The sequence below is a fragment of the Arthrobacter methylotrophus genome (genome assembly GCF_039539965.1).
Classification (GTDB): Bacteria; Actinomycetota; Actinomycetes; order Actinomycetales; family Micrococcaceae; genus Arthrobacter; species Arthrobacter methylotrophus.
This window is the reverse complement of sequence record NZ_BAABED010000001.1, coordinates 991,808-1,007,156: the sequence shown is the minus strand read 5'-3', so window position 1 is coordinate 1,007,156 and position 15,349 is coordinate 991,808. Positions and strand designations below refer to the sequence as shown.

Sequence of the window (15,349 nt, the reverse complement as noted above, 5' to 3'; positions counted from 1 at the left end):
GCTGCTCACGCGTCCACTCCTCCGCTTTCCATTGCCATACCACTTTCAAAGTGCGGACGGATCTTGTTGTCGAACATGGACAAGGCAGACCCGATGGCCATGTGCATGTCAAGGTATCTATAGGTGCCCAATCGACCCCCGAAAAGTACATTCTCTTCCAGAGCGGCGAGATCCCTGTACTTGAGCAACTTCTCCCTGTCATCCGGCGTGTTGACCGGATAGTACGGTTCGTCGCCCTTTTCCGCGAATCGGGAGAATTCCCGCATGATGACGGTCTTCTCTGTTTGGTATTCACGCTCGGGGTGGAAATGGCGCGGTTCGATGATGCGCGTGAACGCGACGTCGTCGTCGTTGTAGTTGACAACCGCAGTTCCCTGAAAGTCAGCCACCTCGAGGACTTCTTCCTCGAAATCGATAGTACGCCAGGACAGGTCTCCGGCGACGAAGTCGAAGTAGCGGTCGACCGGGCCGGTGTAGACAACGGGGATCTTGCCGACAACCTTGTTTTTCGAACACGCATGCGACTCGTCAAAGAAGTCCGTGTTCAGGCGCACTTCGATGTTCGGGTGCTCGGCCATCTTCTCGATCCACGCCGTGTACCCGTTGGTGGGCAGCCCCTCGTACTTGTCGTTGAAGTAACGGTTGTCGTAGTTGTACCGGACGGGAAGCCGCGAAATGATCCCGGCAGGCAGGTCCTTGGGGTCCGTCTGCCACTGCTTGCCCGTGTAGTGCTTGATAAATGCCTCGTACAGCGGACGGCCGATTAGCTGGATGCCCTTGTCGTTGAGGTTCTGGGGATCGGTTCCCGCAAGCTCGCCGGCCTGCTCCAGAATGAGTGCCCGTGCGTCTCCGGGGGTCAGATTGGCTCTGAAGAACTGATTGATCGTTGCGAGGTTGATAGGCAGCGAGTAGACCTCGCCCTTATGGACGCCATACACCTTGTGAACATAGTTGGTAAAAGTCGTGAACCGGTTGACATAGTCCCACACCCGCTCATTCGAGGTATGAAAGAGGTGTGCACCATAGCGGTGCACCTCGATCCCGGTCTGCCCTTCCGTTTCGCTATAAGCGTTGCCACCGATGTGGTGCCGGCGGTCGATGACAACAACCTTCAAGCCCAACTCGGTGGCTGCCTGTTCTGCGATTGTCAGGCCAAAAAAGCCCGCCCCGACGATGACGAGGTCAGCGGTCACAAATACTCCTGGTTCGAATGCGGGCAGCCCAATGGTCCGCACTGGCTGCAGGTCAAGCCTACCTGAGATGCCGCATCCAATTGCGGTGGAGCTCGTTCGCTGCCCGAGGAGCGCAGCGTTTTCCACATACGCCAAGTGACTCGGTACGTCCGGTGCCGATTGCAAATATCGTGAAAGAAAAGCAGTTACTCGCGCTGAAGGAGCGGGCAAAGTGACACTCCATTGCACCCTGGTCAGGGGACCGCGGGCCTTGCAGCAAGGTGAGCCCGTTGAGCTGGCGCTGGACATGGGCGAAGGTGCCCCCGGTGCCCTCCTCCAAGCTGCTGTCGGCACCGAGTTCGGGACCGGGGACCTGACGGTCGGCGGCCTGCCACTCATCGGCCTCACGGTGGGAACTCCGCCGCTGATGAACGGAGCCGTCCTGGTTGACGGCGCGGGTTCGGAGCCGGGTGGAACCTCCCCCGGCAGACATGAACAGGCGCCGTTGTCCCTGATGGTGCATGCCGGACCTTCTGCAGGCCTGGTCATTCCGCTGGAACGGGGCACTTACAGGATCGGCCGGAGCGGAGCGGATATTTGCCTCCCGGATCCTGACGTCTCCCGTGTTCACGCCGTCCTGACGATCTCCGAGACAGCGGTCACCATAACCGACAACGCGAGCGCGAACGCAACGCTCGTGGACGGAAGGAAAGTCCGCACAGCCTTTCTCTCAACCGCCTCCAGGATCCGCTGTGGCGGCTCGGTCATGTCCATAGTCTTCGGAAACGAAGACTATGGACATGAGTCACTGGGGGCGGCCGGCGTGGGCATCGGCGAGCCGATCATGGTCCCCCGGCGGCATGATGCCGGCAACCGCACGCAGCTGCTCCTCACGGCCGGCTTGCCACTCCTGCTGGGAGTCGGCATGGCCTTGGTCACCGGCATGTGGATGTTCCTTGGATTCACGGCGATTTCTGCGATCGTGGTTCTTGCACCCGCAATGTCGGGAAGGCGCCAGCGCCGCCTCTTGGCCGCCGCGATTGAACAGGCCGTACAACAAGACAGAACCCGACGACGGCGCTGCTCACCATCCGCCGCAGAGCTCGCCTTTGCTACCGGCTCATCTGCGTCTGCCACTGCGCAGGAAGAGGTGGATTGCAACGAAATCTGGCTTCGGCTCGGCACCGGTCCGCAGAAGGCCAGGGTTGTGCTCGATCCCGCGGATCCAGGTTTTGACCCGCCGGAATTGGGCCCGGTTCCATTCGTTCTGGATCCAGCCATCCCATCGGTTTCCGTGTCGGGAACCGAAGCCATGGTCGATGGATTGTTCAGGTTTCTGCTCATGCAACTGACGGCTTTTCGCAGCGCAGCCGCCGTCCCCGTCCTCATCCACGGTCCAATGGCCCTTTTGCCAGCGAGCGCCCGATTCCTTCCGCGCGTCACGCTGACAACCGACGTACCCTCAGCCACAGCCTCCCTTTCCGCGTCTGCTGGGCACCCGGGAGTCCTGCTTCTCATGGGGTCGGATCCCGATCCCGGTACCGACTCGCTCCGGCAGAAAGCGCTCGAATCTGGTTGGAGAGTGTTCCAACGCACGGCATGCGGAGATAAGAGCGACTTCATTGTTGAGTTGCGGAACAGACGCGCGATCCTCCGCTCGTGCCTTTCAACAACGGAGTTTGAGCCTGACTTGGTCCCGAGTTCAGTCTTTGACCGCTACTGTCGTTCGTTGGCATCAGTGCCGGCACTGGCGGAAGCAAGGTCATCGACCGTCCCCACCACATGCCTCTTGGCTAGACTGCTTCCGATCGACCCCTCAAGCATCGCGGCCCGATGGAAGGTTTCTTCAATGCAGAGAGGCCTATCCGCGGTCATTGGGCAAGGAGCCGATGCGCCCCGCTCCCTGGACCTGGTTGCCGATGGTCCGCACCTTCTTGTGGCCGGGACGACGGGATCCGGAAAGTCCGAACTCCTGCGCACTATTGTGGCGGCGATCTCGCTGAACCACAGCCCGGACAAGGTCAACTTCCTGTTCGTTGATTTCAAAGGAGGTTCCGGACTCGGGCCCCTGGTTGATGTGCCCCATTGCGTCGGAATGTTCACGGACCTCAACGAGCACGAACTCGAACGTATGCTCTCCTCCCTCCGGGCCGAAGTTCGAAGGCGGGAGGCACTCTTAGCGAAGGCCGATGTCCCTGATCTGCCTGCTTACTGGGCCAGGATCGACGGGATCGATCACGGAGCCCAGCTTGGACGAGGCATGTTACCTACGCTCCCCCGCTTGGTGCTGGTGATCGACGAATTCAGGATGCTCATTGAAGGGGCCCCGGCCACCCTGGCCGAACTGATGCGGATCGCGACCCTGGGCCGGTCTCTGGGCATCCACCTGATCATGGCAACACAACGTCCGCAGGGTGCCTTGAGTGCGGACATCCGCGCCAACGTCACCACCAGCATCGCTCTTCGCGTCCAATCAGAAATGGAGTCGCGGGACGTCATCAATTCACCGGCTGCGGCGTCGATTCCGGTCTCCCTTCCAGGCCGGGCCTACATGGTGCGCGGGATGCAGGACGCCGAGCCCTTCCAATCAGCGATTCTTTCCCACGGGGAGGAAGACCAATCACTCACGGGAACCGTTGCCGGACCGGCATCAGGGTCGCTTCGCTTCAGCGGTTGGTCTGTGACCACCGGGGCAGACTTTCAAAGGGCAGAGCCGACCCCTGCGGAAACGGCACGTCCCATTATCAAATCAATCAGTCGGGTATGGGACGCCCGCGGAGGTAAACCGCTCCGGAGACCGGTTGCGGACGCCCTTCCTGAATCCGTCTCGTTGCGCCAGCGTCTGGGGGCGGCGGGGCCGGAGGGAAAGCGCGCGGCATCCGGCACGTCGGCGGGACCAAATGCCCGCCTTGGTCTGGTGGATTTGCCGACGCAACAGCGTATTGCGGAGCTGTGTTGGAACCCCGGGGCACATGGGAACCTCGCGCTCATAGGGCCTCCTGCAAGTGGCGTTGAAGATACCTGCCGTTCCGCGACGGCACAGCTTGTGGGCGGTGCCGAAGAGCTCCATCTTTATGCCCTTGACGGTGACGGTTCGTTCGCCGATGTCGCGGTCCAGGGGCGCGTGGGGGCCGTCGCGTCACTCAACCACCTCAGAAGGGGCGTCCGTATCCTGGAACGGCTCGCGAACGAAATGTCGGTGCGGCAATCGCAAGGTCACGTCGCCGGGGAGGTCCCCCTACTGCTCGTCATTTCCGGCTGGGGTTCTTGGCAATCCGAGTTGAGGGCTGGGCCGCTCGCTTGGGCGGAAGACCTCGTCCACACCGTTGTCCGTGATGGTCCGAGGGCGGGACTAACTGTCGTTGTCACGGGCGACCGCGAACTGGTCGCGTCACGGATGTTCGCGTCAATACCCAATCGCGCTTACTTTCCCGCTGGGACGACAGAGGAAGGGCGGCTGGCGTGGCCCCGTTTTGCGGCGATGAAGCCGCTGCGGGGCCGGGCCGTCGTGGGCGGCAACTTCCTTGATGTCGATACGGCAGTCGCGCAACTCATGGCTCCGCCGCCAAGCGAGCCTTGGCCGTACTGCGCGCCCCCTAATCCTGCCCGGCGCCCTTTCCGGGTGGAGCCTTTGCCGCAATTCGTCCGGGCGTCGCAGGTTGTGGCGAAAGACCCGATCGTCCATTCCGCGGCTCGCGCGCCAAGAACATTGCTGCTTGGGCTTGGCGGGGATGACCACGAAGCGGTTCGGATATCTCTGCCGAGCTCAGCCGTCCTTCTCGCCCTGGGTAGCCCTGGTTCCGGCAAGTCATTATTGCTCAAAGCACTACCGCTTCTCAATCCAGGCTGTCAGTGGCGGATACCCCCTCAAGGCGCCGATCCTGATGCCTTTTGGGCAGAATTCCATAGGGATGCAAGCCGAAAGCTCGAGAGTGCCGGCACGGTCCTGCTGGTAGACGACGCCGAATATTTGAGCAGCGAAACCGGTATTCTTCTTGCGGAACTTCCCAGCATGGGTTTCTCCGTGGTGGCAACTGCCGGTCAAAGCCCAGCCCTTCTGCAGCGGTTGCCGCTCGCCTCCTTGGCCCGAAACCATGGGAGCGGAATCCTGCTCGGCAAAAGGTCCCCTCACTCGGGAGATTTCTTCGGCGTCCGCGTCGACGTCGAACCGGCGCCGCCACCAGGCCGTGCCGTTCTGATCGAGAATGGACAAACACGTTCCGTCCAGATCGCCGTTCCGGATGAGGAAGTTGCGCCGCAAGGTAAACGGCCACAATAGAACCGTCAGAGCGCGGCGCCGGATCCGCCCGTTCGGGACGCAAACGCAACGACCCGTTTGTCGAAGAGAAAGACGATCACGGCCAAAGCCGGTACCACCATGGCAAGACCGGCGAGGGCCAGCCCTCCAGTCATGGTAGGAACCCCAATCGTCAGGACGAACAATTGAGCGACCAACGCGGCCGCACGGGTCCAGCGGTAGCCACGGAACAGGAAGTGTCCCACAGCAAATAACCACGCCGAAAAAGCCAAGAGTAGACCCATGGTAAAAACGGCCCCCCAGAACGAGGCTACTGGCGCCCCAATAGCCAGCTGGTACAGATACAGGACCGCAGCGGTCAAGAGCGCGAGGGCTTCCAAGACAACCACAATCGAAATAACAACAATTCCTAAGGGACGCGTTTCTCCGCCAGATACTCCAGCAGAGCTCCCGCGGCCGGTCGCTGGACCATCGTCACCGGGGTCCGCTGGGTCTTGGGCAGGGTTTAGGGGGGGTCTTGACACACTGGCACCCTACCCGACATAGTCGAATACCTGCGAGTGGACCGGTATTCGGTGTGATGCATCGCTCACGATTTCAAAGGCTTGGACCCCTTGTTTACATGGCGTTAACATGACACGCTTGACTCAGACGACCAAGGGGGCCCAATGGGTCCCCTTTCCTATGAAGCCTCTAGTGAATATTTTCACAAAAGGCTTAACTAGTACTCACGAATGGAGTGACTGATCAGCATGGATTGGCGTAACCGCGCAGCCTGCCTTGACAAGGACCCGGAGCTTTTCTTCCCAGTAGGCAACACCGGCCCTGCGCTTCTCCAGATCGAGGAAGCGAAGAGCGTATGCCGTCGCTGTCCAGTCGTGGACACTTGCCTTCAGTGGGCCCTTGAATCGGGCCAAGATGCAGGTGTCTGGGGTGGCATGAGCGAAGACGAGCGTCGCGCGCTTAAGCGCCGTGCGGCCCGCGCACGCCGCGCTTCCTAAGCGCCCTCGGCCGATCGGACCCAGCGCTCGCAGCAATGGCACATACAAGGATGGCCCGGACCGAAAGGTCCGGGCCATCCTTGTATGTGCCAACCGTGTCTATCCCAACCCTGTATGTCTCATCACGGGTAGTAACACAGCAGGGAGCAGGCACTTGGCGTCAGGTTCGCACCAAGTTCAGAACGATCTCCACGGCAGTGCCTCCGCCATCGCGCGCCCTCCACTTGATAGTGCCACCCAACTCGCTCGTGACAAGCGTCCGCACAATCTGAAGGCCGAGACCTTCTGTGTACGAGCCCTCGGGCAGACCGACGCCATCATCGGCAATCGTCACCGTCAGGAGTTCGTCGCCCCCCTCCCCCGTCGAACGATCGGCCATCAGCCATACTGTTCCCGCCCGTCCTTCAAGGCCGTGCTCGACGGCATTCGTTACGAGCTCGTTGATGACAAGGGCAAGGGGTGTGGCAAAATCGCTAGGCAACTCACCGAACAGACCTGCGCGCTCGGTCCTCACGTGCTGTGAAGGGGACGCCACTTCGGCCGAGAGCCGGAACTGACGTCCGATCAGTTCATCAAAATCGACACTTTGCGTCAGGCCTTGTGAGAGGGTCTCGTGCACGAGCGCAATCGTCGCGACGCGCCGCATCGCCTGTTCCAAGCCTTGTTTCGCCTCATCGCTGACCATGCGTCGCGACTGCATGCGCAGCAGAGCAGCCACGGTCTGCAGGTTGTTTTTGACCCGGTGGTGAATTTCACGAATCGTAGCGTCCTTGGTCACCAGCTCGAGCTCGCGTCGACGAAGTTCGGAGACGTCGCGACACAAAACCAAAGCGCCGAAGCGATTCTTTTCATCGCGCAACGGAATTGCACGCAAGGACAAGCTCACGCCACGGGATTCAATCTCACTCCGCCACGGCATCCGGCCGGTGACTACCAGGGGCAGAGTCTCGTCCACCATGCGCCGGTCTTTGAGGAGTCCTGCGGTTACCTCCGCAAGGGATCGACCTTCCAAGGTCTCCACCTCGCCGAGGCGGCGGAATGCGGAAACGCCGTTCGGACTCGCGTACTGGACGATGCCGTCGGCGTCGAGCCTGATCAGGCCGTCACCCACCCGGGGAGCTCCGCGCCGGGAGCCCGTCGGGGAGGCGAAGTCCGGCCACAACCCCAACGTGCCCATCCGGAGCAGATCATAGGCGCATTGCCGGTATGTGAGTTCCAGGCGGGAAGGCATCCGTGAGCTGGAAAGATCCATGTGCGACGTGACGACGGCCAGTGTCCGCCCGTTCCGGACCATGGGCACTGCTTCAACCCGCAGCGCCATGTCGCTGCTCCAGTTGGTTTCACTGGAGCGTTCTATGGAACGGCTGGACCACGCCTTGTCGACTATGGGTTGCAAATCCGATCGGATGCCCTCTCCGACGAAGTCCGCATGAAACACGGTGTGGCTCGTCGATGGCCTGACGTGTGCAAGCGCGATGTAACCGAATTCCGGATGCGGGAACCACAAGGCCAGGTCCGCGAACGCTAGGTCGGCGACCATCTGCCAGTCGCCGACCAGGAGGTGCAGCCATTCGGCATCTCCAGGCCCGAAATCAGCGTGCTCCCTGATGGGGTCTGTAAAGATTGCCACTGCACCTCCATATAACGCCGGGCTTGAACCTAGCGTCGAACGATTGACCTCAAGAGTCTCAATGCTACCGACAGAGAAGCCATGTCGTCGGCCTCCAAAGCGTTGACCTCGTCAAACATGCTCTTCGCACGCCCCAGTTGCTCAGCATTGAGGCCTTCCCAAGCCCGCAAACGGGCTTCGGCGTCGAGCCCGGCGTCGGTGGTTTCGAGCACCGACGTCGTCATGTCGGCCACTGTCGAGTAGAGGTCGTCGCGCAGGGCCGCACGTGCAAGTGCTCGCCACCGGTCATCCCGCGGGAGTGCCGTGATCCGTTCAAGCAATGAATCAACATGGAAGCGGTCAAACACGGTGTAGTAGACGTGGCTGACCTCTTCCACACGGGTCTCGCGGCTTTGCGCGATCTTGGCAATGTCCAGGAGCACGAAGCTCTCGAAAAGCTCGGCCCAGCGGTGGGCGAGCGTTTCGGGAAGGCCCCAAGCGCGCGCTTTCTCGAGCCAAGCAGTCACCCGTTCCTTGTCGCCGCCGCGCAGGTAGTCGAGCACCCGGGCCCGCATCGGATCCATCATCGGCTTGAATTCCGCGACGATCTCCGAGATGGGCTTCGAGGCGTTACCCTGACTCAGCAACCAGCGAACGGCACGATCCAGCAGTCTCCGGATGTCGAGGTGCACGGTGCTCCAGTGTTCCGTCGGGAACGAGGCCGGCAGGGCATTGAGCTCCTGCACCATCGAGTCGAGTTCGTAAATCTCCCGCAGGGCGACGAACGCCTTCGCTACGGCAACCTCGGTGGCCGAGGTTTCCTCCATGGTGCGGAACGCGAAGGTAATGCCACCCAGGTTGATCATGTCGTTGGCAACCACGGTTGCGATGATCTCGCGACGGAGGGGATGGGTGTCCAGCTCGGCGTCGAACCGTTCGCGGAGCTGCTTCGGGAAGTAGGAGCGAATTGTCTTGCGGAACCAGGGATCGTCAGCCAGGTCGCTGTCGCGCAAAGCCGAGCCCAACTCGATCTTGGCGTAGGCGGCAAGGACCGACAGCTCCGGAGACGTCAGGCCTTGGCCCTGTTCCAGCCGCTCACGAAGCGTGTCCGTGGTCGGCAAGGCTTCAAGGTCCCGCTTGAGGTCGGCCGACTTCTCGAGCCAGTCCATCAGGCGTTCGTAGCTCGGGCTCCATTCGGCGACACGTGCGCGGTCGTTGAGCAGCAGGATGTTCTGATCGATGTTGTCTTCGAGCACGAGGCGCCCGACCTCGTCGGTCATGTCGGCGAGGAATGATGTGCGCTCGGAAGCATCAAGTTTCCCGGCGGCGACCATACGGTCGACGAAGATCTTGATGTTGACCTCATGGTCGGAGCAGTCTACGCCGGCAGAATTGTCGATTGCGTCAGTGTTGAGGATGACTCCTTGCAGTGCGGCCTCGATACGTCCGCGCTGGGTCATTCCCAGGTTGCCGCCTTCGCCGACAACCTTAACGCGCAGCTCGCGACCGTTCACACGGATACCGTCGTTTGCCTTGTCCCCCACCTCGGTGTGGGACTCGGTGCTGGCCTTGATGTACGTTCCGATCCCGCCGTTGTACAGGAGATCGGCCGGAGCGAGGAGGACAGCCCGCAGAAGTTCGGGCGGGCTCAGCTGAACCGTTCCATCCGGCAGGCCGAGGGCGCTGCGGACCTGTGGCGAGATCGGGATGACCTTTACCTGGCGCGGGAAGACCCCGCCCCCTGCACTGATGAGCGACCGGTCGTAATCATCCCAGGAGGAGCGGGGCAGGTCGAAGAGACGCTGCCTCTCATCGAAGGAAGAAGCCGCATCCGGGGTGGGATCCAGGAAGATGTGGCGGTGGTCGAAGGCGGCCAGCAGACGGATGTGCTTGGACAGCAGCATGCCGTTACCGAACACGTCGCCGGACATGTCGCCGACGCCAACCACGGTAAATTCCTCGGTCTGGGTGTCCAGGTCCAGCTCGCTGAAGTGGCGCCTGACCGATTCCCAGGCGCCGCGGGCCGTGATGCCCATGGCCTTGTGGTCGTAGCCAACGGAACCACCCGACGCGAACGCGTCCCCCAACCAGAATCCGTACTCGGCAGCGAGGCCGTTGGCAGTGTCCGAGAACGTCGCCGTGCCCTTGTCTGCAGCCACCACCAAGTAGGAATCGTCGTCGTCCTGGCGGACAACGTCCGACGGCGGCACGATCTTCTCGCCGTCTGCTGAGGTCACGAGGTTGTCGGTGAGGTCGAGCAGGCCGCGGATGAAGGTCTTGTAGCTCTCAATGCCTTCCGCCATCCAGGCTGCGCGATCAACTGCCGGATCCGGGAGTTGCTTCGCGAAGAACCCGCCCTTGGCGCCGGTGGGCACAATCACCGCGTTCTTGACCGTTTGTGCCTTGACCAGGCCAAGGATCTCGGTCCGGAAGTCTTCACGACGGTCCGACCACCTCAGGCCGCCGCGGGCCACCTTGCCGAAGCGCAAATGCACGCCTTCAACGCGGGGCGAGTAGACCCAGATTTCGAACTTTGGTCTCGGGAACGGCAAGCCGTCGATCTTGGTCGGATCCAACTTGAAGCTGACATACGACTTGTCTTGGAAGTAGTTCGTGCGCAGCGTGGACTCGATGAGGTTGACGAACGTCCGCAGGACCCGGTCGGCATCGAGCGTGGCCACCTGGTCAATCGCTTCGGCCAGTGTGGCTCGGGCGCTCTCCTGGCGGGCCGGCCGCGTGCCAGCAGCGGAAGCAGGGTCAAAGCGGGCCCCGAAGAGATCAATCAGCCCGCGGGCAACCTCAGGGTTGGCAAGAAGGGTATCCGCAATGAACTCGAAGGAGTTGGTGTTCCCCATCTGGCGCATGTACTTCGCATAGGCACGAAGCATGACGACTTGCCGCCAATGGATTCCCTCGCGGAGCACCAGCCGATCGAAACTGTCGGATTCCACCGAACCTGTCACTGCAGCGCTGAAGGAGTCTGCCAAAAGCTGGCCGGTGGCCACGGGGTCGACGCCGGCGGGGTATTTCAGGCCAAGGTCGTAGAGGAAGAAGTCCCGGTGGTCGGCCGTCTCGATTTCGAAAGGTCGTTCGTCCAGAACCTCAAGGCCGAGATTGTGGAAGTAGGGCAGGATCTGGCTCAGGCTCTTGGGCTCCAAAAGGTAGAGCTTGACACGCGCATCCTCTTCAAGGAGTTCACCGGCGCCGCTGGGCAAGTAGACGTGCACTCCGGGAGTTGCCTGGACCGCGACGGCATCGCGATCGGCGGAGGCACCGTACTTCTCGAAGCGCTCGATGTCCTGAAGCGCGTCCTCGACTTCGTAGTCCACGCGGTAGCCAGCGGGGAATGCATCCGCCCAGAGGGGGGACAGTTGCTCGGCGTCCAAGCCGCTGGTGTTCTCGCGAAGCACCTCCGCAATTCCTTCCGCCCAAGAACGCGAAGCCCGGACGAGCCGCTTTTCCAGCTCACCGGCGTCGACGTCGCGCAGTTCTGCCTCGCGTGGCAGCCGGATTCGGAAGAAGACCCTTGCGAGCGCCGACTCCGTGATCCGTGCTTCGTAGTCGATGCTCTCGGCTTCGAAGGTCTCCCGCAGTTCCTGCTCAATACGCTGCCGCACATTGGTGGTGTAGCGGTCACGGGGCAGGTAGACGAGGGCGGACATGAACCGTCCGTATATGTCCGGACGCAGGAAGAGCTTCGTACGCCGTCTCTCCTGAAGCCGTTGGATACCCAAAGCTGTTGCTGCCAGATCGTCGGTTTCGATCTGGAAGAGTTCATCGCGGGGGTACGTCTCGAGAATACCAACGAGGTCTTTGCCGGAATGGGAGTCCTGCGGGAAACCGGCCGAGCGAAGCACGGCGTCGACCTTTTCCCGGACGATAGGAATGTTCCTTACTGAACCGGTGTACGCGCTAGTGGCGAAGAGGCCAATGAAGCGGCGCTCGCCGTTGACGTTGCCCGCAACATCAAAGCTCTTGACGCCTATGTAATCCAAGTACGCGGGGCGGTGCACGGTGGACCGCGAGTTGGCCTTGGTGATAACCAAGGCACGCTTCTCGCGCGCCTTCCTGCGTCCAGCGTCGGTGAGGTGTTGGATTTGGTGCGGATGGTCACCGGCCCTCAAGAGTCCCAAGCCGCTCTCTTCGCGCAGCTCAAGGACGTCTTCACCGCTCTCGGTGATGAGGTCGTATTCCCGGTAACCCAGGAACGTGAAGTTGCCGTTGTCCAACCAGTGCAGGAGGTCCTGTGCTTGCCTGAGCTCAGCGATGTCGTCGGGATGGGCCACTTTGTCCAAGGAGGATGCCAGCTCAAGGGCCTTGGTGCGCATCCTGGGCCAGTCTTCCACGGCAGCACGGACGTCCTTCAGGACGCGGTGGATTCCCTCCACCAGTTCCTTCTGGAAGTCGTCAGCCACCCTGTCAACCTCGACGGCGATCCACGACTCCATGTGCGAAACGTTGTCACCCTGCGCGATCAGATGGGCGACATTAGGCATTGCCGCGGTGTCGCCGCTTGAGATGCCGATGTTGGAAGGCACCCGGGCGATGGCGGAGAGATCGCCCGTCAGGCGATCACGCGAAACCACGAAGAGCGGGTGCATCACGAGCCGGATGGCGCAATGCTGGCGTACGAGTTCGGCGTTCACCGAGTCCACGAGGAACGGCATGTCATCCGTCACGATGAACAGAATGCTGCGATCCGCTTCGTTGGTCATCTCGACGTTCGCGGTACCCGGTTTGCGGCTCTTTCCTACCTCCCGGTGCGTCTCGGCTCTTAAGGTCAGCTGCTCGCCAGCGTATCTGCGGGCGTCCTCCTCTGCGAGATGCTCGTAGTAGTCTCCGAAGAACCCTTCACGGACTACTGCAGGTTTGGAACGATCCTCCACGCTGGATCCTGACGACATCGACAAACGCCTCCATCACATCTTGATTGCTGCGTCCTTGCAGCCCACATGGCGAGCCTAACGCTTTAGACGTCGCCGTGCTCTGGAATAGATGACAGAGGATTTGCGATTTTGATGGACGGGTGCACAGACCATTTTCGCTATCGCGTGCCTCAGGGCGGATTCGGGCGCCACTTCGAAGAGCACACCGCCGGCCAGCAAGGCAGCGTCACAGGCTTCTGTGTCTGCAGGAAGGAACACCTCGATACCGTGCCCGGGCCCGTACCGCTCCCATGCTTCGCGAAGCTCCCGTTCGGGTGACCGCCCTGCGGATGCTGCCCGGACCTTGTTCAGGACCACTTGGGGAGCCGCCTGCGGAACGGACCGTTCAAGCTCTGCGAGGCCACGAACGAGCCGCGGAACCCCGATGGCATCTGCTGCGCCCACTGCGTAAACCGTGTCCGCCAATTCGATGCTGCGGAGGGTGGCGGCGTTGCGTCGGGGAGCCATGCTGTCGAAGCTGAGTTCCTCGTCGGCTTCAAGGCAGAACCCTGCATCGACCACAACGACCTCAGCGATTTCCTTGGCGTATTCGAGTACCAAGGAGAGAGCGGTGGCCCGGAGCTCAGTCCACCGGTCCGCACGCGTTATTCCGCTAAGAACGCGGAAACTGCCGGCCTTGGTGAAGACAGGCGCGGCGATCCGCTTGAGGGACTCAGTTTCCAGCATCCCTTGGTCTGCCAATCGGCAAGACTGCGCTAGTCCGGAGGATTCGTCCAGCAGACCCAGCGAAGCGCCGACGCTGGCCCCATAGCTGTCCGCATCGACGAGGATTACGGACTTGCCTTCGGCCGCCAGCTCTGCGGCGATATTGACAGCCACAAGTGTGCGGCCCGGCGCTCCTATGGGCCCCCAGACCGCAACGATCCGGCCGGTCCCCGCCGGAACCCGCTCCGCTTCTTCCACGACATCGGGGGGACGGAGGTCTGCGGCGGTGTCCCCAAACGCCGAGTCCCGTTGCTCGGCGCGCCGCCTTCCCTGCCCGGGCAGCTGGAGCACGGCATCCGAGATCTGCGAGGCCAGCGTTGCCGAATCAACATCCAGAGATGCTGTCACGACACCGATACTGTCCAACCGGGCTGATTCCGCAGAATCGTCGCTCAAGGCAATAATGGAGACTCCGACTGCCGCCAGCCGATGGACAAGCGATGCAGTCAGCTCCTCAGCCCCTTCGGCTATGACCGCCGCCCGAGCGAGGCCGCCCTGGCAGGCGGCCAGGAGTTCGGCGAGTTCGCCGCACCGGCGCACAATGGTCACCGGCCCGTGGAGCCGTTCGAGTCCCCCGACCAAGTCTTCCTCGGATTGCCCGACCGTGACTACGGGAATACTCACTTGCCGGCACCGCCCGGGTTCCAGACCACCGCGATCTTCGCTTTGTTTGCCTGGGCACCAAGAAGTTTCGGCATCTGATCATCGGTCACTAGGACCAGCACTACCTTCTCCTTCGAAGCTCCGAGTGTGGAAGCACCCTCGGTGACCTGGGCGATTTCCGCACCGGGCAGCAGCAGGTGTGGAGCGTCGAAACCGTTGCGCGCGTCGGGATTTGCCACCCAAACGTCAACCCGGGATCCTGCCACGACTTGGGAAGGCAGCGATTCCTGTATCGAGATCGCTACCGGTTTGCGGTTCAAGGCATCGGCGGCTCCGAGGCTTTCCTGCGGAACCAGCTGGTTCTTGGCAATTCTTTGGACTGCAACCCTTCCTTCAGGCAGACCGTCCTCCACGGTTACATAGCTGGGCTCGACGTCGTCAAGCCGCACCTTGACGATGGCGAGATCGTCTTTGTTGACTTGCTGGCCTACGGCAATCGATTCGCGTGCCGCATAGACCTGGACGGTGTGGTCGGCGGATCCTACGAGGGCGATGACCCCGGCCAACGACGCCAAGACCAGGAGAATCCCCACCAAGAGACGCGGGTCCTTCCATGATGGTTTCTTGAGCCGCGCTGCAGCGGCCGCGGTAGCCACACTCATTTTGCTCCCCATTGCATAGTCCGACGGCGGTGATTCAGCCGCCCTCATTCTCACTGAATCGATGGAGCTTCCGAAAGTGAAGTTAGACAAATCACGCCAAACTGTGGATAACCTCAACAAGAGCGCTGAACAGTGGCAAAATGGAGGAATGCCCCGATTCCTCACCTTGGCTGATGTCGCCGAACAGCTTCAGATCAACTCGCCGCAGGCGTACGCCTTGGTGCGAAGCGGGGAACTCAAGGCCATCCAAGTGGGCGGCCGGGGCCAGTGGCGCGTGGAAGAAAAAATGCTGGAGCAGTACATCGAAGAACGCTATGCCGAGGCCAACAGGATGATCCAAGGGGCCAAATCCAAGTCCACCTGATCACCATCCATGCAGCAAAGACACAGGTT

Annotated in this window: 9 protein-coding genes; 3 read left to right on the top strand and 6 right to left on the bottom strand. The window is 61.5% G+C overall.

Going from position 1 to position 15,349, the window contains the following annotated elements:
* Positions 1-5: 5 nt before the first annotated feature.
* A complete protein-coding gene (gene glf / locus ABD884_RS04965) occupies positions 6-1,193 on the bottom strand; it encodes a UDP-galactopyranose mutase (RefSeq protein ID WP_345038730.1) in 1,188 nt (395 codons plus the stop codon).
* 211 nt (positions 1,194-1,404) lie between these two features.
* On the opposite strand from glf, the gene ABD884_RS04960 reads away from it, so the two are divergent.
* Positions 1,405-5,451 carry a type VII secretion EssC family protein gene (locus ABD884_RS04960; RefSeq protein ID WP_345038721.1) on the top strand — a complete coding sequence of 1,349 codons (4,047 nt, stop codon included), beginning with the start codon at positions 1,405-1,407 and terminating at the stop codon, positions 5,449-5,451.
* A 5-nt stretch (positions 5,452-5,456) separates the two neighbouring features.
* Here the strand turns inward: ABD884_RS04960 and ABD884_RS04955 are convergent, their stop codons facing one another.
* Positions 5,457-5,954, bottom strand: a complete 498-nt coding sequence (locus ABD884_RS04955; RefSeq protein ID WP_345038712.1) for a hypothetical protein — start codon at positions 5,952-5,954, stop codon at positions 5,457-5,459.
* Positions 5,955-6,182: 228 nt separating this feature from the next.
* On the opposite strand from ABD884_RS04955, the gene ABD884_RS04950 reads away from it, so the two are divergent.
* A complete protein-coding gene (locus ABD884_RS04950) occupies positions 6,183-6,431 on the top strand; it encodes a WhiB family transcriptional regulator (protein ID WP_003804966.1) in 249 nt (82 codons plus the stop codon).
* Between the two features lie 160 nt (positions 6,432-6,591).
* Here the strand turns inward: ABD884_RS04950 and ABD884_RS04945 are convergent, their stop codons facing one another.
* The 4 genes from ABD884_RS04945 to ABD884_RS04930 are packed head-to-tail and all read right to left on the bottom strand — an operon-like array spanning position 6,592 to position 14,956.
* Positions 6,592-8,061 carry a sensor histidine kinase gene (locus ABD884_RS04945; RefSeq protein WP_028264840.1) on the bottom strand — a complete coding sequence of 490 codons (1,470 nt, stop codon included), beginning with the start codon at positions 8,059-8,061 and terminating at the stop codon, positions 6,592-6,594.
* 29 nt (positions 8,062-8,090) lie between these two features.
* Entirely contained in the window at positions 8,091-12,944 is a 4,854-nt protein-coding gene (locus ABD884_RS04940) for an NAD-glutamate dehydrogenase (RefSeq protein ID WP_345038692.1), read from the bottom strand.
* A 57-nt stretch (positions 12,945-13,001) separates the two neighbouring features.
* The gene (locus ABD884_RS04935; protein ID WP_345038683.1) at positions 13,002-14,315 is read right to left on the bottom strand and encodes a CpaE/TadZ family protein; all 1,314 of its coding nucleotides are present in this window, start codon (positions 14,313-14,315) and stop codon (positions 13,002-13,004) included.
* Positions 14,312-14,956: an SAF domain-containing protein gene (locus tag ABD884_RS04930; protein ID WP_345038676.1), complete on the bottom strand. Its 645-nt coding sequence runs from the start codon at positions 14,954-14,956 to the stop codon at positions 14,312-14,314. Before ABD884_RS04930 ends, ABD884_RS04935 begins: the two co-directional genes overlap by 4 nt.
* A 148-nt stretch (positions 14,957-15,104) precedes the next feature.
* Here ABD884_RS04930 and ABD884_RS04925 point away from each other — a divergent pair, with 148 nt between their 5' ends.
* Positions 15,105-15,320 (top strand): helix-turn-helix domain-containing protein, encoded by a 216-nt coding sequence (locus tag ABD884_RS04925; protein ID WP_345038663.1) that lies wholly within the window; start codon positions 15,105-15,107, stop codon positions 15,318-15,320.
* Positions 15,321-15,349: the final 29 nt, after the last annotated feature.